The organism is uncultured Winogradskyella sp., from assembly GCF_947501905.1.
Taxonomy (GTDB): domain Bacteria; phylum Bacteroidota; class Bacteroidia; order Flavobacteriales; family Flavobacteriaceae; genus Winogradskyella.
This window is the reverse complement of the sequence record NZ_CANMXL010000001.1, coordinates 418,850-440,417: the sequence shown is the minus strand read 5'-3', so window position 1 is coordinate 440,417 and position 21,568 is coordinate 418,850. Positions and strand designations below refer to the sequence as shown.

Annotated in this window: 21 protein-coding genes; 8 read left to right on the top strand and 13 right to left on the bottom strand. The window is 32.9% G+C overall.

The annotated features are described in order from the left end of the window. Positions 1–3: 3 nt before the first annotated feature. Positions 4–750 (bottom strand): electron transfer flavoprotein subunit beta/FixA family protein, encoded by a 747-nt coding sequence (locus tag Q0770_RS02150; RefSeq protein ID WP_299113535.1) that lies wholly within the window; start codon positions 748–750, stop codon positions 4–6. A 239-nt stretch (positions 751–989) separates the two neighbouring features. Between Q0770_RS02150 and Q0770_RS02145 the strand changes: the two genes are divergently transcribed. Further along, positions 990–1,967, top strand: a complete 978-nt coding sequence (locus Q0770_RS02145; RefSeq protein ID WP_299113533.1) for a pyruvate dehydrogenase complex E1 component subunit beta — start codon at positions 990–992, stop codon at positions 1,965–1,967. Positions 1,968–2,052: 85 nt separating this feature from the next. After that, entirely contained in the window at positions 2,053–4,563 is a 2,511-nt protein-coding gene (locus tag Q0770_RS02140; RefSeq protein WP_299113531.1) for a DUF5686 family protein, read from the top strand. A 1-nt stretch (position 4,564) separates the two neighbouring features. Here the strand turns inward: Q0770_RS02140 and Q0770_RS02135 are convergent, their stop codons facing one another. The 5 genes from Q0770_RS02135 to Q0770_RS02115 form a co-directional block, all read right to left on the bottom strand. Continuing rightward, positions 4,565–5,074, bottom strand: coding sequence for a hypothetical protein (locus Q0770_RS02135; protein ID WP_299113529.1), 510 nt, complete (start codon positions 5,072–5,074; stop codon positions 4,565–4,567). Positions 5,075–5,104: 30 nt separating this feature from the next. Next, positions 5,105–5,632 (bottom strand): nuclear transport factor 2 family protein, encoded by a 528-nt coding sequence (locus Q0770_RS02130; protein ID WP_299113527.1) that lies wholly within the window; start codon positions 5,630–5,632, stop codon positions 5,105–5,107. 157 nt (positions 5,633–5,789) lie between these two features. After that, positions 5,790–6,263 (bottom strand): isoprenylcysteine carboxylmethyltransferase family protein, encoded by a 474-nt coding sequence (locus tag Q0770_RS02125; RefSeq protein WP_299113524.1) that lies wholly within the window; start codon positions 6,261–6,263, stop codon positions 5,790–5,792. A 122-nt stretch (positions 6,264–6,385) separates the two neighbouring features. Next, positions 6,386–7,423, bottom strand: a complete 1,038-nt coding sequence (locus Q0770_RS02120; protein ID WP_299113521.1) for a transglutaminase domain-containing protein — start codon at positions 7,421–7,423, stop codon at positions 6,386–6,388. A gap of 9 nt (positions 7,424–7,432) precedes the next feature. Further along, a complete protein-coding gene (locus Q0770_RS02115; protein WP_299113520.1) occupies positions 7,433–7,843 on the bottom strand; it encodes a carboxypeptidase-like regulatory domain-containing protein in 411 nt (136 codons plus the stop codon). Positions 7,844–8,048: 205 nt separating this feature from the next. Between Q0770_RS02115 and Q0770_RS02110 the strand changes: the two genes are divergently transcribed. Then, a complete protein-coding gene (locus Q0770_RS02110; RefSeq protein ID WP_299113518.1) occupies positions 8,049–8,345 on the top strand; it encodes a hypothetical protein in 297 nt (98 codons plus the stop codon). Here the strand turns inward: Q0770_RS02110 and Q0770_RS02105 are convergent. From Q0770_RS02105 to Q0770_RS02080, 6 genes are read right to left on the bottom strand one after another with little or no spacing between them, the layout of a single operon-like run. After that, positions 8,342–9,772 (bottom strand): mannosyltransferase, encoded by a 1,431-nt coding sequence (locus tag Q0770_RS02105; RefSeq protein WP_299113516.1) that lies wholly within the window; start codon positions 9,770–9,772, stop codon positions 8,342–8,344. The two genes, Q0770_RS02110 and Q0770_RS02105, sit on opposite strands and share 4 nt — an antisense overlap. A 29-nt stretch (positions 9,773–9,801) precedes the next feature. Next, a complete protein-coding gene (locus Q0770_RS02100; protein WP_299113514.1) occupies positions 9,802–11,292 on the bottom strand; it encodes a cellulose synthase family protein in 1,491 nt (496 codons plus the stop codon). Then, complete coding sequence (locus tag Q0770_RS02095) at positions 11,292–12,005, bottom strand: glycosyltransferase family 2 protein (RefSeq protein WP_299113512.1); 714 nt, start codon at positions 12,003–12,005, stop codon at positions 11,292–11,294. Before Q0770_RS02095 ends, Q0770_RS02100 begins: the two co-directional genes overlap by 1 nt. Beyond that, positions 12,002–12,472, bottom strand: coding sequence for a toxin-antitoxin system YwqK family antitoxin (locus Q0770_RS02090; protein WP_299113510.1), 471 nt, complete (start codon positions 12,470–12,472; stop codon positions 12,002–12,004). The genes Q0770_RS02095 and Q0770_RS02090 overlap by 4 nt, the downstream gene beginning before the upstream one ends. Then, entirely contained in the window at positions 12,472–14,064 is a 1,593-nt protein-coding gene (locus Q0770_RS02085) for a 4Fe-4S dicluster domain-containing protein (RefSeq protein ID WP_299113508.1), read from the bottom strand. The genes Q0770_RS02090 and Q0770_RS02085 overlap by 1 nt, the downstream gene beginning before the upstream one ends. A gap of 2 nt (positions 14,065–14,066) precedes the next feature. Then, positions 14,067–15,371: an NAD(P)/FAD-dependent oxidoreductase gene (locus tag Q0770_RS02080; protein ID WP_299113506.1), complete on the bottom strand. Its 1,305-nt coding sequence runs from the start codon at positions 15,369–15,371 to the stop codon at positions 14,067–14,069. A gap of 200 nt (positions 15,372–15,571) precedes the next feature. On the opposite strand from Q0770_RS02080, the gene Q0770_RS02075 reads away from it, so the two are divergent. The 5 genes from Q0770_RS02075 (at position 15,572) to Q0770_RS02055 (ending at position 20,876) form a co-directional block, all read left to right on the top strand. Beyond that, positions 15,572–16,276 (top strand): DUF547 domain-containing protein, encoded by a 705-nt coding sequence (locus tag Q0770_RS02075; protein WP_299113504.1) that lies wholly within the window; start codon positions 15,572–15,574, stop codon positions 16,274–16,276. A 34-nt stretch (positions 16,277–16,310) separates the two neighbouring features. Then, the gene (locus tag Q0770_RS02070; RefSeq protein ID WP_299113502.1) at positions 16,311–17,180 is read left to right on the top strand and encodes a hypothetical protein; all 870 of its coding nucleotides are present in this window, start codon (positions 16,311–16,313) and stop codon (positions 17,178–17,180) included. 34 nt (positions 17,181–17,214) lie between these two features. Then, positions 17,215–18,228, top strand: a complete 1,014-nt coding sequence (locus tag Q0770_RS02065; RefSeq protein ID WP_299113500.1) for a glycoside hydrolase — start codon at positions 17,215–17,217, stop codon at positions 18,226–18,228. 82 nt (positions 18,229–18,310) lie between these two features. Then, positions 18,311–19,579, top strand: a complete 1,269-nt coding sequence (locus Q0770_RS02060; RefSeq protein ID WP_299113498.1) for a POTRA domain-containing protein — start codon at positions 18,311–18,313, stop codon at positions 19,577–19,579. 34 nt (positions 19,580–19,613) lie between these two features. Beyond that, on the top strand, positions 19,614–20,876 hold the full coding sequence (locus tag Q0770_RS02055) for an outer membrane protein assembly factor (RefSeq protein ID WP_299113496.1): 1,263 nt from the start codon (positions 19,614–19,616) through the stop codon (positions 20,874–20,876). On the opposite strand, the gene Q0770_RS02050 is transcribed toward Q0770_RS02055, so the two are convergent. After that, positions 20,873–21,562, bottom strand: a complete 690-nt coding sequence (locus Q0770_RS02050) for a TIGR04283 family arsenosugar biosynthesis glycosyltransferase (protein ID WP_299113494.1) — start codon at positions 21,560–21,562, stop codon at positions 20,873–20,875. The two genes, Q0770_RS02055 and Q0770_RS02050, sit on opposite strands and share 4 nt — an antisense overlap. Positions 21,563–21,568 lie beyond the last annotated feature (6 nt).

The following is a 21,568-nucleotide window of genomic DNA, read 5'->3' as shown; positions in this document are numbered from 1 at the left end:
AGGTTATATCACCTTTGCTTCGTTGTGAAGTAAGTTTATTAATTCATCTATATTATCTGCGTCTACTAATTTAACGGCACCTTTAGGCGCTGGTTTCTCAAAACTATTTGCTGAGGTTTCATTATTTGCACCAGCAGGTTCAACCACATTTAATGGTTTTTTACGAGCCATCATAATACCTCGCATATTTGGGATACGTAAATCACTTTCTTCTACTAATCCTTTTTGCCCACCAATTACTAATGGGAGAGATGTGTTCACAGTTTCTTTACCGCCATCAATTTCTCTTACTGCTTTTGCATTTGTACCGTCAACTTCAAGACCTATACAATTTGCTACGAAGTTAGCGCCAGTTAAACCTGAAAGCATTCCAGGAACCATACCGCCATTATAATCAATAGACTCTCTACCAGCAATAACTAAATCATAGCTGCCGTCAGTAACCACCTTAGCAAGTTCTTTTGCGACAGCAAAACCATCTTTAGCTTCAGTATTAACACGTATTGCTGAATCTGCACCAATAGCTAATGCTTTACGTAATGTAGGTTCTGTTTCTGGTCCTCCAACATTAACAACATCTACGGATGCACCTTGTTTTTCTTTAAACCACATAGCACGTGTTAAACCAAACTCATCATTTGGGTTAATTACATATTGTACACCATTAGTATCAAACTTAGTATCACCATCAGTGAAGTTAATTTTTGATGTTGTATCTGGTACATGACTAATACATACTAAAATCTTCATAACTGTTCTTTTATCTTTTAAATAATATGATTTTATTAACGATAACGTTATCGTAATTTCTACTTAAACGCTTTGTTTTGTAGGGTTTTAAGTGTAAAAACCATCTACAAATTAAGCGGTTACGAAGATATACACTTTTTTTCAAATATTTACTATGCGTGCATAATAAATTTTAAAGAAATTTCATTTATATAATTTTTCATTATTCCTATTTTTGCTTTTCGATTAAAACTACAAGTATGAAGACGATTCAATTTAGAGAAGCAATTGCTGAAGCCATGAGTGAAGAAATGCGTAGAGATGAAAGCATTTACCTAATGGGTGAGGAAGTTGCAGAATATAATGGTGCTTATAAAGCATCTAAAGGCATGCTTGACGAGTTTGGAGCTAAGCGCGTTATAGATACACCAATTGCCGAACTTGGTTTTGCAGGAATAGCAATTGGGTCTACAATGACAGGCAACAGACCTATTGTAGAGTATATGACGTTTAACTTCTCTCTAGTAGGTATCGATCAAATTATTAATAACGCTGCAAAGATTAGACAAATGTCTGGCGGACAGTTTAAATGTCCAATTGTATTTAGAGGTCCAACAGCTTCTGCTGGTCAGTTAGCAGCAACGCATTCTCAGGCTTTTGAAAACTGGTTTGCAAACACACCTGGTCTTAAAGTAGTAGTGCCATCAAATCCATATGACGCAAAAGGATTATTAAAATCTGCGATTAGAGATGACGACCCGGTTATTTTTATGGAAAGTGAGCAAATGTATGGTGATAAAGGAGAAGTGCCAGAAGGCGAATACACGATTCCATTAGGAGTTGCAGAAATTAAGCGTGAAGGTACAGACGTAACTATTGTGTCTTTCGGAAAGATTATAAAAGAAGCTTATAAAGCTGCTGACGAATTAGAAAAGGAAGGTATTTCTTGCGAAATTATTGATTTACGAACTGTACGTCCAATGGATAGAAAAGCAGTTTTAGAATCTGTAAAGAAAACGAATCGTTTAGTGATTTTAGAAGAAGCTTGGCCGTTTGGTAACGTAGCAACAGAAATCACATATTTAGTACAATCTGAAGCTTTCGATTATTTAGATGCACCAATTGTAAAAATAAATACGGCAGATACGCCAGCACCATATTCACCAGTTTTATTAGCGGAATGGTTACCAAATCATACCGATGTTGTAAAAGCTGTTAAAAAAGTAATGTACAAATAAATAAATTGCAGATTTCTGCGTTAAATAAGCTTCATCTTCTATTGTAATTTAAGTTTAGCACAATAGTTGATGAAGTTTTTTTGATATGAAGCATAAACTACTCCTACTTATTGTAATCTTAAATTCTGCTTTTGTACTGGCACAGACAAAAGTTAGCGGTTACGTTTTTGATGAATATAATGAACCTGTTGCATACGCTAGTGTAATTTTTAAAGGCTCGACAACTGGTACAACGACTAATGAAAATGGTAAATTCTATTTAGAGTCTGATGAAACATGGAACACTATAGAGGTGTCTTTTTTAGGCTATGAAATATTAACGTATCAATTACCAAAACGGGTTAATTACGATTTAAAATTCACTCTAAAGGAAGAAGCTGCGGCTCTTGATGCTGTAGTTATTGTAACAGGAAAGCAATCTAAAAAAGCATCTGAAAATCCTGCTATTGCGATACTTCAAAAAATATGGGAACGTAAGCGACAAAATGGTTTAAAACAATTTAAACAATACGAATACGACCAATACGAAAAAGTTGAATTTGATTTAAATACCATAGATAGTGCCCTTATAAAAAGTAAGCTTTTTAGAGGTATGGAGTTTGTTTTTGAAGAAGTAGATACCTCACGAGTTACGGGTAAAACGTATTTACCAATATTCTTAAATGAATCTGTAAAAAAGGTTTCTGGCGATAATTTGCTTGGAAAAAAACGAGAAGATTTAATAGGTAATAAAAACTCAGGATTTAGTAACAATCAAATCATAATAGATTTTATTGACGACTTATATTCTGATTATAATGTTTATGATAATTATCTTAAGTTCTTTGATAAGAGTTTTGTAAGCCCACTGAGTCGTACAGGTGTTCAGACCTATAACTATGTGCTTTCGGATAGTGCTTTTATAGATAATAAATGGTGTTATAATATTATTTATTATCCAAGACGAAAAAATGAATTGACTTTTAAAGGTGACTTCTGGGTCAATGATTCTACTTATGCGATTAAAGAGATTAATCTTCAAGCTTCAAAAAGCGCAAATATAAACTGGGTAAAAGAAATCTATATTGAGCAAGAGTTTGATGTGCTTAATGATTCTCTATTCTTAATTAAGCGTGATTATTTCCTGTCTGATTTTGCATTAAATAAAAAAGAAAAGTCAAGAGGTGTTTACGGAAAACGAACCACACTCTATGATAATTACAAGTTTGACCAACCTAAAGACTCAAAATATTACGATAAGGTTGTGTATAACTATGATGCGGATGTCTACAATCGTGAAGAAGATTTTTGGCAGAAGAATAGACTCGAAGCTTTAAATAAAGACGAAAAAGGTGTCTATAAAATGTTAGACACGTTAAAAACCGTAAAGAAATTTAAAAGGTTATATAACTTAGGAAGTATTTTGGCTTCAGGTTATATAGAATTCCCCGGCATTAATATGGATTATGGCCCTATATTTTCAACTTTTGGGTTTAATGATGTTGAAGGTTTGCGATTACGAGCAGGAGGACGTACTTATTTTGGACCTAATGATTTATGGCGATTAGAAGGCTTTTTGGCATATGGATTTAGAGATGATAAATTTAAATATGGAATCTCAGGGAAATGGTTGCTTGATAAGAAAAGTCGACTTACTATTTTTGGAGGAAACCGACGAGATGTCGAACAAATAGGAGCGAGCCTCACAAGTTCTACGGATGTTCTTGGTCGAAGCTTAGCCTCATCTGCAGTGATTGGTACAGGTGCAAACGATAAATTGACCAATATTAACCTTACTAACCTTGGTTTTTCGATAGAGCCATTGCGTAATTTTGTTTTACGTTTAGACGGAAGTTATCGCGAGTTACGTTCTGCTTCACCAACATTTAGTTTAGATTATAATAATCCAGACGTCGTAAGTGGCATTTCATCTGAAGTTAACCAGTTTGAAACACGACTTTCTGCAGCTTATTATCCTAAACGACAAATGACAGGTTTTGGTGTAGAAAGAAAGGAGAAGAACGATAATTTTGCACGTTTATTCGCCCAAGTAAGCCAAGGTGATAAAGGATTTTTAAATAGTGATTTTGATTATACGAAGTTGCAATTCTCGTATATTCAGCCGTGGCAAGTTGGAGGTTTTGGACGCTTAACAACTTCAGTTGAGGCTGGTAAAACTTTTGGTGAAGTACCATTAGCTTTACTAAGTGTTGTGCCAGGTAACCAAACGTTCTTTTCTATTTACAACACCTTTCCACAGTTAGATTTTTATGAGTTTGTTACAGACACATATACGTCTTTACATATAGAACATAATTTTAATGGCCGTATTTTTTCACGTATTCCATTCTTAAAAAAATATAACCTAAGAGCTGTTTTAGGTATGCGTGGTGTTTGGGGTGAATTGTCTGATGAAAATAGATTATTGAGCACCACAGGAAATCCTGCCGAGATTGTTTTAAGAGCACCAGATTCTCGAGTATATTATGAGTATAGCGTTGGTGTTGCCAATATTTTTAAAGTCTTGAGAATAGACTTTAACTTTAGAGGAAACTATTTGGATTTACCAGATGCTAGACGTTTTGGTATTACTGGAAGCTTTGGGTTCTTTTTCTAATCTATTCTCTAAATACTATGCCTGGATTTGCAAAGAATAACCAGTTGCCATCTATATTTACAAAATACTTATAGAAACTATTATAAGATTCTGAACCGTCCTCTAACACATACGTCACTCTATAGAAAACAATATTGGGCTTAAAAACATGTTGGAATTCATCCATACCTCCATTAAAACTATTCTTTTCAGAATTTAAAGTACTCGTATTTACAGATTCAATTTTACAGTCTTTATGTTTTTCGAAATCTAGTTTTGAAAATGCACTATCAATTTCCTTATCTAGAGTTGATACAAATTCATAATACCTTTTTGCATACACTTCTTTAAATACAGCATTGCATTGCTCTAACGTAGGTAAAGATTTAGCGATAAGCTTAAATTGCTCTTTACTTGTAAGATATTGATTAAAATAGGCTTTTGCTTTGCTTTCGTTGTTTTGAGAATAAGAATTAACGCTTAAAAGAATAATGCAAATACCAAGTATATTCTTCTTAATAAGATGTATCATAATCTGTTACGGCTTAAGCTTAACCCAGCTTTAATTTTTAATAAAATCATCAAAGTTATTTATGTCTTTTGCTTTAAGGTAATCTTTTTCTCCAATAGTATTTCCTTCACTTGAATCATAATCCATTAGTATTTTCCAGTCATTATTTTCTTTTATAAAAATAACATGAAATTGTCCATAATAAGATTTTGGAGCTTTCCCGTTTTCAATTCTAGTAAGTTTATAGATGCCTCTTTCACTAGCAGTAGAGTCATTGCTTATCCTTTCAAAAAAACGAAGCGCGATAGTATTAGACGTTTTATTTTCTCTAGCTCTATCAAAAGTAGCTTTGTAATTATTTATATAGGTTTTATAATCTGTGATTCTGTTTCCTCCAGATATACGAATTAATTTTTCAGAATGTATATCCGCCATCAAGGTATAATCTAAGCTGTCAAAAGCTTTATAAAATTTCTCCCAAGTTTTATTGATATCTTCAAGATTGTTTATGGACTGAGCATTGTTTTGAAGCGTAAATAGACTTAAAAAAACGGTAAATATGATTAACTTTTTAAACATAAATCTAGACTTTGATGAATTGAATTAAAGATAATAAAAATGTAGGAGTTTAGATTTAGCTATAAGTGTTTTGGTAAAATGAAATCTTGGAGGAATGGGTTACACAAAGACAAGTGATGTTATTTGTTTATATAATTTGTTGGTGTGCATAAAAATATTAAACCCATCTTCTTACTTTTTTGCAATATGTTTTATATTCTTCTCCAAAATCTTTTCTCAAACGAGGTTCTTCAATAAGTAATATAAAAATGTAGAAAGCTATAAATACTAAGAGAGAGTAAATCCATAATTCAATTGATTTAAAAAAAACAGCTTCACCAATTAAAATAAGTATCACACCAACATACATTGGATTTCTGGAGAAACAATAAAGACCAGATGTTACCAATTTTTTTGTAGGGTCAACAGGAGAAAGTGTTCCTCGTCCATAGATTGCAAAACTTATGATACACCAAAACATTATTAAAAAGCCAATTAAAAAAACAATTATTCCTATATAGTTGTGTAATTGCCAAACTTTATCAAATATGTTGCTTATTCTGAAACCTATAATCCATAAAGGAATGAGCCCAGCGACTAATCCAGGTTGTAAAATTGTGAAAAATAAATTTCGTATAAATAATGATAACATTTTACTGTTTTGAGTTAATTCACTACATGATATACAAAGTGTTATAATATAATAAAGATAAGTATTATCACAATTCTGCTTTTGAGAGAAGAGATATTTTTGGCTATGTCCAGAAGGAATAATTAATTACTTTTTGCTTTAAACCGCTTTACTTTATAGACATAACTGACTACAAGTTGGTCGTCTATACTTAAGTGAATATCATAAAAGCCATACTTTGTAAGATTATGCTTTACGTAGAGTTTTTGGTCTTTTATAATAAAATTATCAGGCACTATAGTTTTGCTACTAATACCGTCATCTATGTCTAGAGTAATTTTCTTAGGGTTGATGTTGGGTTTTAGTAAACACTCTAAATTCAAGGTATAGTTGCGAGGCACTTCATTGTATAATTTTTGAGGTGTTTTATGATTAGCGAGCAATTTATACGCTTCATTATACACAATGGGAGCTTCTAAAAAATCCGTAAATGTTGGTTGCATATCTTTAAATAAAAACCATTCTGCTTCTAATGGAAAATGATTAATAGCAAATAATCTTGGTGGTGCTAAAAAAAGACCGTCATTGTAATCAAACTTAAATCTGCTATTATCTAAATTTTGTACGCCGCTTGCCCAAGTTGGGTCGCTGAGGTACCATTTGCCATCTAGTTTTACAGCATTCCAACTGTGGTTTGGGTATCTGAGGTCATCAAGATTTCCAGAGCTTGTTTTTGCAAAACCATTAATAATCTTACAATCTATATTTACCAATTGACTCAACGTCTTTACCATGTATGCATAGCCCGTGCATATGGTTCGCTTTCTTTTAAGGAGCGTTTTAAAAATTCTCTTTTTGAATTTTTCGTTCCATGCTTCAAGTTTTAGGCTATCATCTTGGTAGCGTTTACGCTTGCGTTTATTTTTTGCATAAAGACCATAATCGTTTTTAACATTAGTGCAAACCCATAGGTAAATGGCTCTAAACCGCTCAGCATCGGTTTCTAAACTATGGGTAAGATTATATACCAATTCTGGTAAATCGTCTAACGAGGCACCTTTATTAACCATGGCAAGACTATCTGCTTTTTTAAAACTGATATGGTCAAAATCCCAAGCTTGTGTTTGGGCTTGCAGTGCAAAAACTAATAGTATTCCACTAAAAAAATAACGAAATTTCATCCAGATGATCTAGCTCTTTTTTGGACGTTTGCTCTTATAGCGTTTATTATTATTGACGGCACTGAGTACATCAATTGGAGCTTCTTTCATAAAAATATCTAAGTAAGTAGACGTTTCTGTAATAATAATAGATTGCTTATCGTAACCCAAATAGCTAAAGATTAAAACATCGCCAGCTTTTAACTGCGAAGGAAATGTAAAACTGCCATCTGCCTTTGAAACTGTGCCTGTTTTAGAGTTTTTAAGATAAATACTAACACCTTCTAAAGGACCAATCTCACTATTAACAATGCCTTTAACAGTTATTGATTTGCTCTGCGCTTGTAATGGGTTACATAAAAAAGTGGCTAAAAATAAAAAGCCCATAAGTAATAGCACTTTATTGGAAGCGCCGTTTTGTAAGAATGCAATTTTTTTCATAATTAATATATTTTGTTTTACTCAAAACTATGAGCAATAACCTATAGTTTCAAGTAATGATGAGTTATCGTTGATTATGGTTTAGTAAATATAGTATTTTATTGAGTTAACACTTAATCGAATAGTAATGAAATATTTATATAATTTTATTTTTTGAATACTTTTCCTTTGTAAATTAGTACTATTGAATTATTTCTTTTTTGACATGAAAGACAATTTAAAACGTGTTATAGTAGACTTTAAGAAATTAACACCAGAAATTTTAGCATTGCTTGTAGAAAAGTACCCTGATGGTTACGATGATATTCATATCATTGAATTTAAAAATGCTAAAAATGAACTTATTCAAGCTGTAGAGGTAACTACTGAAGACACAAAGTATTTGGTAAAAGTAAGTTCGACTTTAGCCGTGACTATGGAAAACTATGACGAAGATGATTATGACGATTTTGATGAAGATGACCCAGAAGCTGTTCAGCCACCCAATGATTTAGAGAACTAAATCTTAATTTTCTTTTTTAAGATAACTTCCCATATAAAAGCAAAGAAGACAATACTATATTCTATAGCAATAATCCAAAGATTTTCTGACTTGTCTGCAGTGCCTATACTTAAATATGCCAAATAACTTAGTATTATTACCAAGCTCCATACGATTGGAAATCTATAATTTGTAAATAAGCAAAGTGCCACCAAAGTTGCTAAATACCATGGGTGTACAGTTGTACTCAAAAATAAATAGCAAGTAAAAGCGATGAGAATAGAACTTGTGAGTTTTGGTATGGTTGAATTCTTTTTAAAGAAAGCAAATCCTAGAATTATTAATAAAGCAACAATTGGAAGAATACGGCCAATGATTTTAATTTCATTATAACCAGTAATGGCATATCCTATTTCTCTTGCTAGGTAATAGATGCTGGCGTTAAATTCAAAATTATTAAACCAAAGTCCGACAGTCTCCGCATAATTATTTACAAATTCCATAGAAAAAAACGGAATGAATAAAATAATGGTTGTTACTAATACTATAGTATAAAAACCTACTAGTTTTATAAATGCACTTTTTTCAGGAATCCATTTTTTTTGTTTAATATTTTCCTCACTTGGTGTGGTTACTGAGCGAGGTCGAAGTGAAGTCGGAGTGAACCACCAATAAAATATAGGCAAAAACATTAGTGGAATTAGCTTAACAGAAATAGAGCAAGCCAGAACTACAGCTGCCCATTGCCATTTGCCAGAATGTAATAAATACAAACTCCAAATAAGGAAGAAAATCATAACGCCTTCAAAATGAAGATTGCCTGTCAATTCTATTATAATAAAAGGATTAAGTATATACCACCAAATACGACTAGATGGTAATTTTAAAGCTTCGAGTAACTTTTTTCCAAAGTATAATGTTCCAATATCAGCAGCAATAATTATGAGTCGCATGGTTATCGCTGCACCTGTAATGCTTTTTCCAGAAAACAAAGCTGCAATATAGAAGCACAACTGATTAATTGGCGGGTAATTGGTAAAGTGTGATGCACTTAATTTGCCCATACCATCATATAACTCCTTAGCTTGGGCTATAGGGAATTCTCCATTTTTTATAAATGACTCTGGCAGGTGCAGATAAGGATTGTAACCTTCAAAAAGCATACGGCCATCCCATATAAAACGATAAAAATCTTGTGATAAATTTGGTATGGCAGGTAGAAATACCAATCGAATTATTACTGAAGCTAGTACTAAAAAGCCAAAATTAAAACCAGCAGATTTTTTTAGAATATAGGCAAGTACAAAAAGAGAAATATAAAGCAAAACAAGCTTTGTGGCTTCAGTACGAACCAAGTTGTATGCAAAACTTGCATATAATACAATACTAATCAAAAGACACAATAGAGGTGTTTTTTGATATTTGAATAAGCTTGAATTTATTAGCATTGATTAAAGATAATGCAACCCCAGAATTATTATGCTTTAGAACTTAAAGACTTAAAAAATACATAGCCAAAACCTATAAAAAGCATTAAATGAAAAGGGAAAAGTCCAAAATCACCGCCTTGATCGCCAACCACAAATGCACTATACATGCCAAAGCCAAAATATGCCATTAATCCACCTTCTATAATAACATGTGGTGATACCTTTTTACGTAAGTATTTATTGCCTTTCCAAGAATCTTTTAGTGTACTGATATTGAATTTTGGCGTACGTACAAATTCGCTGCGTTTGCCAATATGTCCTTCTAATACTGCGATAGAATTATGTAAAGAAAAGCCCATAGCTATTGAGAAAAAGGTAAAAAACATACCGATGTAGCTAAAGAACTTTTTGAAGCCACTACCATAAATACTTTTGTACATAAACCAATAACACACAAAGAATATAATAGTACTCGTTACAAAGAAACTCATCACGTAAAAGTAGTTACGTAAATGTGCGTATTCATTTTTAATATATAACATCGGAATACTTAAAATAGCCACCGTAAATATGCTTAAAAACATCGTGCTGTTTAACAAATGCAGTAAGCCATGTACTTTAGTTTTAGCTGAAATGTTTTTAGATTTTATAACACGCCAAAGCATTTTTCTAAAGTTTTCAGCACCACCTTTATTCCAACGGAATTGTTGTGAGCGCGCAGCACTAATGACTACAGGTAACTCCGCAGGTGTTTCAACATCTTCTAAATATTTGAATTCCCAATTTTTTAATTGAGCACGATAGCTTAAATCTAAATCTTCAGTAAGGGTATCGCCTTCCCAATTGCCTGCATCAATAATACAGTCTTTACGCCAAACGCCTGCTGTACCATTAAAATTGATGAAGTGTCCTTTACTATTTCGTCCAACTTGCTCTAAAGTAAAGTGGGCGTCTAAAGCAAAGGCTTGTATTCTTGTTAATAATGAATAATTACGATTAATATGTCCCCAACGTGTTTGTACAACACCAATTTTTTTATTTTTAAAATAAGGAATTGTACGTTTCAGCCAATTGGGTTGTGGTAAGAAGTCCGCATCAAAAATGGCAATAAATTCACCTTTTGCTATTTCTAAACCTTCTTTTAAAGCTCCAGCTTTAAAACCTTGACGGTCAGTACGTGTAATGTGTGTTATGTCTAGACCAGTAGCTGCTAATTTTTCGATATGATTACAAGTACTCTCAACAGTTTCATCAGTGGAATCATCAAGTACTTGTATTTCTAGTTTTTCTCTAGGATATTCTATTAAAGCAATATTTTCCAAGAGTCTTTCCATTACATACATCTCGTTAAAAACAGGTAGTTGTATAGTAACGTATGGCGTTTCTTCTGACTTAGATAAATCGAACTTTTCGCAAGTATCTTTTTTCTTTTTTGAGGATAGGTAGTTGTATAGTAGGTTGAGTTGCGCCAAAGCATACATAAAAATGAGTATGATGGCAATCGTATAAATAACGATTATTATAGATTCTAATAGCATTACTTAAAACTGTATTTAAAAATCCATGTCAGGATTTTAACGCCTGCAAATATAGCACCTTTTACCGTTCCAGAAACTTTTGAGACACCAATTCTGTTGCGGTAGTTTACAGGAATCTCTCTGTAGGTGTATTTTTTCTTCAACGCTTTGAGTTGCATCTCAACAGTCCAACCATAGGTTTTGTCTTCCATTTCAAGCGCTAAAAGCTTATCGTATTTTATAGCTCTAAATGGACCAAGGTCTGTAAATGTTGACCTAAACATGATTTTCATCAAAGTAGTAGCTAACCAATTTCCAAAAACTTGTGGACCTGTCATACTACCAGCTTCTCTTAGTTTTTTGTCTCTTGCACCAATAACAAAATCAATATCTTCTTTAATTATAGGTTCGACTATTTTAGTAAGCTCTTCAGGGTAATCACTATAATCACCATCTAAAAAAACGATAATATCTGGCTCGTTAGCTTTCTGGGCAACATAATCCATACCTTTTAGACAGGCATAACCATAGCCTCTTTGTTTTTCGGTTAAAACTGTTGCGCCTGCATTTTTTGCATTGGTTTCAGTATTATCTGTAGAGTTATTACTAACTACAATAACTTCGTCTACTATTTTTGGTATGTCTTTTATAACATGTGTTATAGATTCCGCTTCATTATAAGCAGGAATGATGACTTTTATACTTCGGCTATGCTCAGCACTGGTTTTACTCATTGAAGATCCCTTAATCTATTTTCTTTTTTGAATGACCTAAAATCAGTCCATTCTTTTATTTTTTTGCCTAAAGAATATTTTATGGCCGATGTAAGTTTTTCATTTTTATACATCAAACAATAGCCATTCTTTTGACTGTCTTTTAATTGACATTTATGAATTACTAGACCTCTGTTGTTGTAAAAAATCCACCATTTAACTTTCTTATCATTCTGAAAATGACCTTCACTTTCTTTACTGCCATCTAATCTGTAAAGTTTCCAAAACTTAGTTTTTTGCCCTTTGCTGTAATGTCCTTCAGTCTTTAGCTTTCCGTTAGGATGATATGTGCGCCAGTACTTGACTCTTTTTCCGTTTTCAACCCAACCAGCAGATTCAATCTTACCATCATCAAAATAATTTTTTTGATAACTCTTTTGTGCAAATGCAAAGTTACAAATAAGGCAAAGAATAAGTGTTAAATGCATTACTTTTGGTTTACGAGTTCCATTAAATCTACGTCGTTTCCTAGTAATACTTCAGTAGGATTGATTCTTCCTTTCATACTGTCATTTTCTAATTTAAGAACACCTCTTGGGCAAACCGCAGAACAAATACCACAACCAACACAGCTAGAGCGTACAATGTTTTCGCCTTTTTGTGCATAGTGACGCACATCGATTCCCATCTCACAACTGTTAGAACAATTACCACATGAGATACATTGACCACCGTTAGTTGTAATCCTGAATTTTGAAAACATGCGTTGTTGGAATCCTAAAATTCCAGCCATTGGACAACCGAAACGACACCAAGCACGATTTCCTAAAATTGGATAAAAACCTGTACCAATAACTCCAGAAAAGATTGAACCTATATAAAAACCATAAGCAGATTTTAATGCACCTGCTTTAACAAAGAAAACTTGATCTGTAGTGCCGGTAAAGTGCATTGCTATAAGTAATGCAATAACGACAAAGTAGCCTATTGCTCCAAATTTTGCATCTTTCCCTAACTCTTGGCGTTTAAAAATCATTATCACTGCAAAAACAATAGTTAAGAATACACCAATACTAATCAAAAAAACTTCTCTAGTAAGCCAATATTTATCTGGGTCATAACCCAAATATGTATAGATAACTGCTGTTGTCATAACAACAGAGAATACTAAAACAGTATGTATTAGCCATCGTTCTAATTTCCATGCTGACATCTTTTTAGAAGATAAATGTCTAAATGAATCTCCAGCAGTTTCAGCTAATCCTCCGCAACCGCAAACCCAAGAGCAATACCAGCGTTTTCCATATTTGTATGTTAAAAAAGGTGAGATTACAAAAATTGACAGCACTCCAAATATCAATAAGGCCATACCAATATTACCATTGTTTATAAAACTATCCACTCTGTATTGCTCAAAATTGTAATAGTTTAAAGGCCACATGTTTTTAAGGTCGTAATAGGGTAAGCTAGAATTCATGCGATACATAAATTCTGGAATTAAAAATGCAAAGCCTAATTGAAAAAACATAACTGATACAGTACGTAATTGTTGATATTTGTTATGCCTGTACTTTAATATAAACTTGTATCCAAAAGCTAAAATGGCAATAGTATATAATGTTCCGTAAACAAACCATTGACTTGCTGGGCGTCCAGATAATAGTTGACTTAATGGGTCAAACAAAGAAATTAATCCAGTGTTTGCTCCATCAACTCCTTGTCCAAGCCCTAATAATTGTTCAAAGAAGTAAAGGACAATATAAAATCCGGTAAGTATTATACCAAGAATCCAACCCCAAAGTCCTCTTGAGGATATGGATTTAAGCCATTGTCCATCATTTTTAATACCTTCTAGCTTAGTAAGATAAGCCTCTCTTGAATACACAATAGTACCAATAGAAATTAAGCCTAAAGACAGTGACAGAAATAATCCTTTATTAGGAAAGCTAGTGTTTAATAACGCAAGTGTTAATATAAATAAGCCAGTAATACCTATTATTAAAGCTATTTTTTGTTTTGTTGTAATGTTCAAGGCGTCTGGTTTTGCCAAAGACATACTATGATTTAATTTGTTACTCATGGTTAGGCAGTTTGTAATGTGTTGTTATAGGCTGAAAGAATATCAGCTTCATAATGGCTATAAAATTCTGGGTCGAAGTTGGCTTTTGGTAGATTATTGATAACATAATCTACGTCGCGCTCCTCAGTAAGCCATTTGTCAAAAACGTCGTGACGCATACGAATACCAAATGTATTGATGCCTAAAAATTTATTAGTGTCTTTATTGTATGCAATAGTGATACATTTGGTATCATCTTCATGTTTCCAATGAAAATGTTGCTCGTAATCTTGCTTGCTTCTTTCACTAAATACCCAACCATAAGTTTGATATTCTATATCCATAAATTTTGCAGAGTTAAACCAATGCCCTGGTTTATATTCAATACGATTGCCACATATGGTTTGCGCTAAAGTTTCACCCATCATACGACCAGTGTACCAAACAGCTTCAATTGGTCTGCGGTTTCCTATAGCTTCATGCTGCTCGGCACAATCACCAATGGCATATACATCTTCTATATTAGTTTCTAAGAAACGATTAACTTTTACACCACGTCCAGTTTCTATTTCAGAATCTTTTATAAAATCTATATTTGGTGACACGCCAGCTGTAAGGCCAACGACATTACACTCAATTTCTTCACCAGTTTCTTCAATAATTACAGATTTTACTTTTCCGTTTTCGTCCGCTTTTATTTCTTTTAAGTTGGTAGAGAGTCTTAAATCTATGTGATGATTTTTAATGTGTCTGTTTATCATTTGACTTTCTCCACTTGGTAAAACACCATTCCAAAAACTATCTTCACGCACTAAAAAAGTAACTGGGATGCTTCTGGAATTTAGCATTTCAGCCAATTCAATTCCTATTAAGCCACCGCCTACAATAACTGCACGCTTACATACTTTGTTGTTAGGCGCGTGTTCTTCAAGATTGTCTAAATCTTGTTTATGATACATGCCCATAACACCATTTAAATCTTGTCCTGGCCAACCAAATTTGTTAGGCTTACTTCCAGTGGCAATCACCAATTTATCATATTGCAAAGCATCACCGTTAGCAAAATGAAGTGTTTTTGATTTAGTCTCAACTGTCTTTACATATCCTTTTTTAAGCTCGATTCTATTCTTTTTCCAAAACCAATTTTCATAAGGTTGGGTATGCTCAAACTTCATATGTCCCATATAAATGTACATTAAAGCTGTACGTGAAAAGAAGTAGTCGGTTTCTGCAGATACAATGGTTATTTTTTTATCAGATAGTTTACGAATATGCCTTGCGGTAGTTACCCCTGAGATACCGTTTCCGATAATTACGATGTGTTCCATATTTTTTTGTTAGTGGTTGGTGAGTCGGATTTAAAGATAACACCTTAAGCAGTAACTATAATTTAGAAAGAATTTAAATAGGAAAAAAGTGTAAGGAATTAAAATTGAAAGAGACGTTAAATTTCTTTCAAAAAATATGTAAGTAGATTCTTTTAAGCGCGACATAAGTGCCGTTACAACATTTATAACAAGTATAGATCATGAAAAAACACATATTAATACTAATTGCATTAGTCGGGACAAATCTGCAAGCTCAAAACTTGAATGATTTCTTTAATCAATCTGACGCTTTTTTTAAAGCTAATGTCAAAAACGGAAAAGTTGCTTACTCAAGAATCAACGATAACCCTGAAGGCTTAAATGCGGTTTTAGCAATAGCAGAAGGGGTATCTGTATCAGAAAGCGATTCAAAGAATTATCAAGCCTTCTGGATTAATGCCTATAACTTATCTGTTATAAAAGGTATAATTGATAATTATCCAACTAAATCTCCATTAGATAATTCAGGGTTTTTCGATAAGACCACTTATAGTTTAGGAGGAAAGCAGATTACTCTAAATGATATTGAACATAAACTATTAAGGCCAAAATTTAAAGACCCACGCTTTCATTTTGTATTGGTTTGTGGCGCTTTGGGTTGTCCTCCATTAATAAGTAAAGCGTATTTACCAAGCACATTGGAAACTCAATTAGAAGCACAAACAAAAAAAGCGATTAACGGAAGCTTTCTTAAAGTGAAGAAAAACAAAGTTTCTGCTTCAAAAATAATGGAATGGTATAAAGAAGATTTTACAATGAATGGAGCAACGGAAATAGACTTTATAAATAAGTACAGAACCGAAAAAATATTAGCAAAATCTAAGCTCAGTTATTTTGAATATAACTGGAACTTAAACAAACAATAATAAACTTAAAAATTATAACTAATAAACCAAAAAAATGAAAAGAATAATAACAGCTATAATAGCATTAGTAATAGGATTTACTGGCTTTTCTCAAGAGACCGAAGAACAAGAAAAAAGTGTTATACAAGAATACACGCCTTCAAAATTATTAAAGAAAGGACAGTGGGATATAAAATGGTTCAATAACCTTTATACGCAAACCGAAAGTACTTTTAGTAGTGGAACAGAGCCAAGAGAGACTTTTTTTACATCTACATTAGATGTGTTTACTGGTGTATCTGAAAGCAGTCGTTTTAATATTGGTTTATTACTAGAATTCCGTTCTAATGTAAATAGCAATAGAAATGCCTTTGATGTCTTCTCTTTTGATGGAGAATCAAGTACTGCACGCTCTGGGTTCACTTCTTTTGCTCCAGCTATTAAGTTTAACCCATTCAAAAATGTATCTAATTTTACAATTCAGACTGCTTTTCATATTCCATTAATTGATAACGAAACTGAAAATGGTGTGTTCTTAGACCAAAACGGATTTATTTTTCAAAATCGTTTTTTCTATGATTATACTTTTCCAAGTGGTGATTGGCAAATTTTTACAGAACTAAATACAGAATACAATTTTGGTGATGAAAATGATAGTTTTGCAAATGATAGTTTTAGATTAACACCTGGTGTATTTTTAAGCTATTTCCCGAGCTCTAAATTTACTATTTTAGGATTAGTACAACATTCTCAACTCATAGATATCAATAATAACTTTTCTCAAGATTTCACAGCCGTTGGAGGTGGTGTAAAGTACCAATTAACAAAAGAGTTAAATATCGAAACCTTGTATACAAACTTTGTAAGAGGTAACGATACAGGTCTTGGACAAACTTTTAATATAGGTTTAAGAGCCTTATTTTAGAGATATACTTATTTTAGGAGCTTAAATCTATACTATGAATAGAACTAAGCTTCTAATTTTTTTTGTTTACGCTATTTTACTTTCATCTTGTTCAAGCCAGAATGAAAAGGTTAATGGCGCTAGTTTTGTGGCTTACGGGATTCCTGTTGATGAAACCCATACAAAACCACTAGTTACTAAAATCAATGCCAATTATGCCGCTGTGATGCCATTTGGATTTATCAGAGGTTTAAATAGCTCCGAAATAATACATAATACAGACCGTCAATGGTTTGGAGAAACTAGAGCAGGAGCAAAACAATATTCTGAAGAGTTGCGAAAGCAGAATATTAGAATAATGGTGAAGCCTCAAATTTGGATTCGCCGTGGAGAATTTACTGGCTTTCTAAATATGAAAACAGAAGCAGATTGGAAAAAACTAGAAGATTCTTATTCCAGTTTTATTTTAGAATATGCCGATTTGGCTAAAGAAATCAATGCCGAGATATTATGTATTGGGACTGAGCTCGAAAATTTTATTGATAAGCGTCCAGAATATTGGATCAATTTGATAGATGAAATTAAAAAAGTATACAAAGGAAAACTCACTTATGCCGCAAATTGGGACGAGTACAAGCGAACACCATTTTGGGGTAAATTAGATTTTATAGGTATTGATGCTTATTTTCCAGTGAGTGATCAACAAACACCAACTTTTGAAAAAAGTATGGAAGGTTGGCAAAAGCACAAACCTGTAATAAAGAGCTATGCAGATAAGTACCAAAAACAGGTTTTGTTTACGGAGTATGGTTACCGAAGTGTCGATTATTCAGGTAAAGAACCTTGGAAGTATGACCGCAGTATGACCGAAGTAAATCATGAAGCCCAAGTAAACGCTACAAAAGCTTTGTATGAAACCTTTTGGCACGAAGAGTGGTTTGCGGGCGGCTTTATTTGGAAGTGGTTTATACAATACGATAAGGCAGGAGGTAAGGATGACAATCAATTTACTCCACAAAACAAACCTGTAGAACAGGTGATAAAAACATATTACTCCAAAAAAGAATAGTGTAAGTTTTATTATCAGAATTTTTACTTAAAATAAGTAAGGTTATTTCATCTCTTCGACAAAAAATGAAACATCCTTACTAATGAAACTCGCAACCACTATATTCTTCTTTTTTATTGTCTTTACCTTTAGTCATTCACAAACCATTAAAGAAGTCAATATTGAGGGTAATAAGCGTACACGAACTAGCTTCCTTAAACGTTTAGCCTTTGTAAAAGAAGGAAGCCAGTTAGATACTGCCCGTATTGCATCAGACGAAAGACGTTTTCGTTTATTGCCTTCAGTAGCAAGCTCATCTTCTAAGCTCGAAAAGATTGATGATAAAAACTATAGTTTGACGTATACAGTTGTTGAGAATTTTGCCATTATTCCGGGTCTAAATGTGTCCCAAGATATCAATGAAGACTTAGCATATCGTGTATCATTATTTGATTTTAATTTTTTAGGGCAAAACCAAATCATTGGTGGCTTTTACAGCAAAAATGTATTTGATTCTTATGGTTTCTTTTGGGAAGCCCCCAACTTAATTACCCGTAAATGGGGTGTTGGTGTCAACTATCAGCATAATGTATTGCAAGAGCCTATTTTTCTAGATAATAATGATGAGGTGAATTATAAATTCGATAGTCGAGCTTTTGAATTTCGTGTATTTTATGAGCATAATTTTAAAAATCGATTTGAATTAGGTTTAAATTTTGCCAATATAGATTATAATTTTTTAGACGGAAATCGCCCTCAAAATATTCCTGAAGAACTTGGTGTTGACCGTGTTTCGGTTGTGGGAGAATATGAATATAATAACATCACCAATGAGTTTCAATATGTCGATGGTTTTAGAAGTGTCTTTACGTATAGTTTTACTTTAGATTCAAACGGGAATAACGATTTGCTTCGCAACTTTTTTATTGGTCGAAATGATTTTGAATATTTTAAGCGTATTGGAGAAAAAGGTAATTGGGCAAACCGTTTACGATTAGCTTATGCTACAAATGATACCACGCCTTTTGCGCCTTTTGCTTTAGATAATCAATTAAATATTCGTGGGGTAGGTAATGTGGTCGATAGAGGAACAGCTTCGATTGTATTAAATACCGAATATAGACACACGTTTTACGAAAAAGGTTGGTTTGCTTTGCAAGGTAATGCATTTATAGACGCCGGCACTTGGCAAGATCCAGGTGGAAATTTAGGAGATTTAATTGAAGGTGAAAGTGCGAGTCTCTTTACTGGTCTTGGTCTGAGATTTATCCACAAGCGTATTTTTAATGCAGTATTCCGAATTGATTACGGAATCAACTTAGGAGATAAGGCAAATAATGGTATTGTATTTGGAATAGGTCAATATTTTTAGAAGAAGTGTTATTTTTACACTATAACCCTGAATAATGCGATTTCTGACCTCAATTTTATGTCTATTTTTTCTTAGCTTATCTCAAGCACAAGAAAACAAAGTTGTAGATGTAAAAGTTCAGGGCAATAAAAAACTAAAATCATCTTTTGTAAAAAAAATTGCTCTGGTTAAACCGGGAGTTATGCTAGACTCAATGCAATTAGAAGAAGATATAAAGTTGCTAAAGCGTTTACCGTCAATAGCACATGCTTATTACCAAGTGTTTCCTGCTAATGCCCCAAATGAATTTAATGTGTTTTATAATATTGTAGAGAATTTTACTATAATTCCTTCTGCAAATGTTTATACGACTAATGACGATGAATTTGCATTCAGAGTTGGGCTATATGAATATAATTTATTAGGTCAAAATATTACGTTTGGTGGTTTTTACCAAGATGATATTTTTAGTTCTTATGGTATAAACTTAAGAGCACCATATCTCTTTTCAAGAAAGTTAGGACTGGCTATTAACTATCAAAATTTAACAACTCAAGAACCTGTTTTTTTTGATAATACTACTGCAGATTATAGATATAATAATGAATCTATTGAAGGTTTAGTCTTGTATCAACCAAATTTTAATAACCGATTTGAATTAGGGATTAATTATTTTACTGAAGATTACGAGTATCTATTTGGAGCAACAAACCCAAGTGTGCCTCAAGAATTAAGAGTACAAAAGTTGCTATATAAATTGATATATGAGTTTAATAATATTAATTATTATTATCAATATTTAGAGGGTTTTCAAAGCGTCTTCAATTTTCAGTATGTGACATCAACTAATGAAACATTACCTGAATTTGTTATTGGCTGGAATGATTTTTCATATTTTCTAAGGGTTGGAAAAAAGGGTAATTGGGCCAATAGACTGCGTTTAGGATTGGCTACAAATAATGATTCGCCTTTTGCACCATTTTCTGTAGATAATAACTTAAATGTAAGAGGTGTTGGTAATACAATTGATCGTGGTACAGGTGTAATAGTTTTAAATACTGAGTATAGACATACTTTTATTGATAAGGATTGGTTTGCTATGCAAGCCAATGTATTTGTTGATGGAGGTAGTTGGAGAAATCCTGGAGGAGATTTTGGTGATTTTGGTGATTCTCAAAATATCAGGATTTATCCAGGCATTGGATTGCGATTTATACATAAAAAAATATTTAATGCTACGTTTAGAATCGATTATGGTTATGGTATAACACCAGATGCTACCAATGGATTTGTGTTTGGTATTGGACAGTATTTTTAAGATATGTATTTTTTGTAATATCTATATAACTCATCTGCAGAAGCGCCAAACCATTTTTTGACATATATAGTCCAAAAGTGGTATTGTAAATTCCATATACCGTGTTTTTCGTAAAGCCTTGCTGAGGTCTTTATCTTTTTATTTATTACTACAAATTCATTGCGTTCGTAGAGTTCGTTAATTAAAATATTGTCTTCGTAGATAGTGTAGGTTTCGTCAAAACCACCAATATCTTCAAATAACGCTTTTGTAATAAATTGGCTTTGATCACCACCTCGGCAAGCTCGCCAGCGAAACTGTGTGAGCCAACTTGCTAGGCGTAACCACCAGTGATTATGATTAAACTGTAAGCGAAAGCAACCTGCATTATTTCCTTTTTCGACTTCTTCTATAATATGTTGGTCATAATTTACAGGTGGAAAAGAATCTGCATGTAAGAAGTATAAAATGTTCCCTGTTGCTAATCTAGCACCAGTATTCATCTGCTTAGCACGACCTTTTTCTGAAGTCAATAATTTTATTTTTAAATCTAAATTCGTAATTATTTCTGGAGTACCATCAACACTTCCGCCATCAACAACAATAATTTCGTTTATATTTTTTAAATCTGCGCAATCAACTAAATGATAGAGAAGTGACTCTATAGTTTCGGACTCATTTAAAACAGGGATTATAATACTAATCATATATCT

Bases quoted from the DNA above. Each gene is read 5' to 3' on its own strand.
- Q0770_RS02150 (WP_299113535.1), bottom strand. From the start codon at position 750: ATGAAGATTTTAGTATGTATTAGTCATGTACCAGATACAACATCAAAA.
- Q0770_RS02145 (WP_299113533.1), top strand. From the start codon at position 990: ATGAAGACGATTCAATTTAGAGAAGCAATTGCTGAAGCCATGAGTGAA.
- Q0770_RS02140 (WP_299113531.1), top strand. From the start codon at position 2,053: ATGAAGCATAAACTACTCCTACTTATTGTAATCTTAAATTCTGCTTTT.
- Q0770_RS02135 (WP_299113529.1), bottom strand. From the start codon at position 5,074: ATGATACATCTTATTAAGAAGAATATACTTGGTATTTGCATTATTCTT.
- Q0770_RS02130 (WP_299113527.1), bottom strand. From the start codon at position 5,632: ATGTTTAAAAAGTTAATCATATTTACCGTTTTTTTAAGTCTATTTACG.
- Q0770_RS02125 (WP_299113524.1), bottom strand. From the start codon at position 6,263: ATGTTATCATTATTTATACGAAATTTATTTTTCACAATTTTACAACCT.
- Q0770_RS02120 (WP_299113521.1), bottom strand. From the start codon at position 7,423: ATGAAATTTCGTTATTTTTTTAGTGGAATACTATTAGTTTTTGCACTG.
- Q0770_RS02115 (WP_299113520.1), bottom strand. From the start codon at position 7,843: ATGAAAAAAATTGCATTCTTACAAAACGGCGCTTCCAATAAAGTGCTA.
- Q0770_RS02110 (WP_299113518.1), top strand. From the start codon at position 8,049: ATGAAAGACAATTTAAAACGTGTTATAGTAGACTTTAAGAAATTAACA.
- Q0770_RS02105 (WP_299113516.1), bottom strand. From the start codon at position 9,772: ATGCTAATAAATTCAAGCTTATTCAAATATCAAAAAACACCTCTATTG.
- Q0770_RS02100 (WP_299113514.1), bottom strand. From the start codon at position 11,292: ATGCTATTAGAATCTATAATAATCGTTATTTATACGATTGCCATCATA.
- Q0770_RS02095 (WP_299113512.1), bottom strand. From the start codon at position 12,005: ATGAGTAAAACCAGTGCTGAGCATAGCCGAAGTATAAAAGTCATCATT.
- Q0770_RS02090 (WP_299113510.1), bottom strand. From the start codon at position 12,472: ATGCATTTAACACTTATTCTTTGCCTTATTTGTAACTTTGCATTTGCA.
- Q0770_RS02085 (WP_299113508.1), bottom strand. From the start codon at position 14,064: ATGAGTAACAAATTAAATCATAGTATGTCTTTGGCAAAACCAGACGCC.
- Q0770_RS02080 (WP_299113506.1), bottom strand. From the start codon at position 15,371: ATGGAACACATCGTAATTATCGGAAACGGTATCTCAGGGGTAACTACC.
- Q0770_RS02075 (WP_299113504.1), top strand. From the start codon at position 15,572: ATGAAAAAACACATATTAATACTAATTGCATTAGTCGGGACAAATCTG.
- Q0770_RS02070 (WP_299113502.1), top strand. From the start codon at position 16,311: ATGAAAAGAATAATAACAGCTATAATAGCATTAGTAATAGGATTTACT.
- Q0770_RS02065 (WP_299113500.1), top strand. From the start codon at position 17,215: ATGAATAGAACTAAGCTTCTAATTTTTTTTGTTTACGCTATTTTACTT.
- Q0770_RS02060 (WP_299113498.1), top strand. From the start codon at position 18,311: ATGAAACTCGCAACCACTATATTCTTCTTTTTTATTGTCTTTACCTTT.
- Q0770_RS02055 (WP_299113496.1), top strand. From the start codon at position 19,614: ATGCGATTTCTGACCTCAATTTTATGTCTATTTTTTCTTAGCTTATCT.
- Q0770_RS02050 (WP_299113494.1), bottom strand. From the start codon at position 21,562: ATGATTAGTATTATAATCCCTGTTTTAAATGAGTCCGAAACTATAGAG.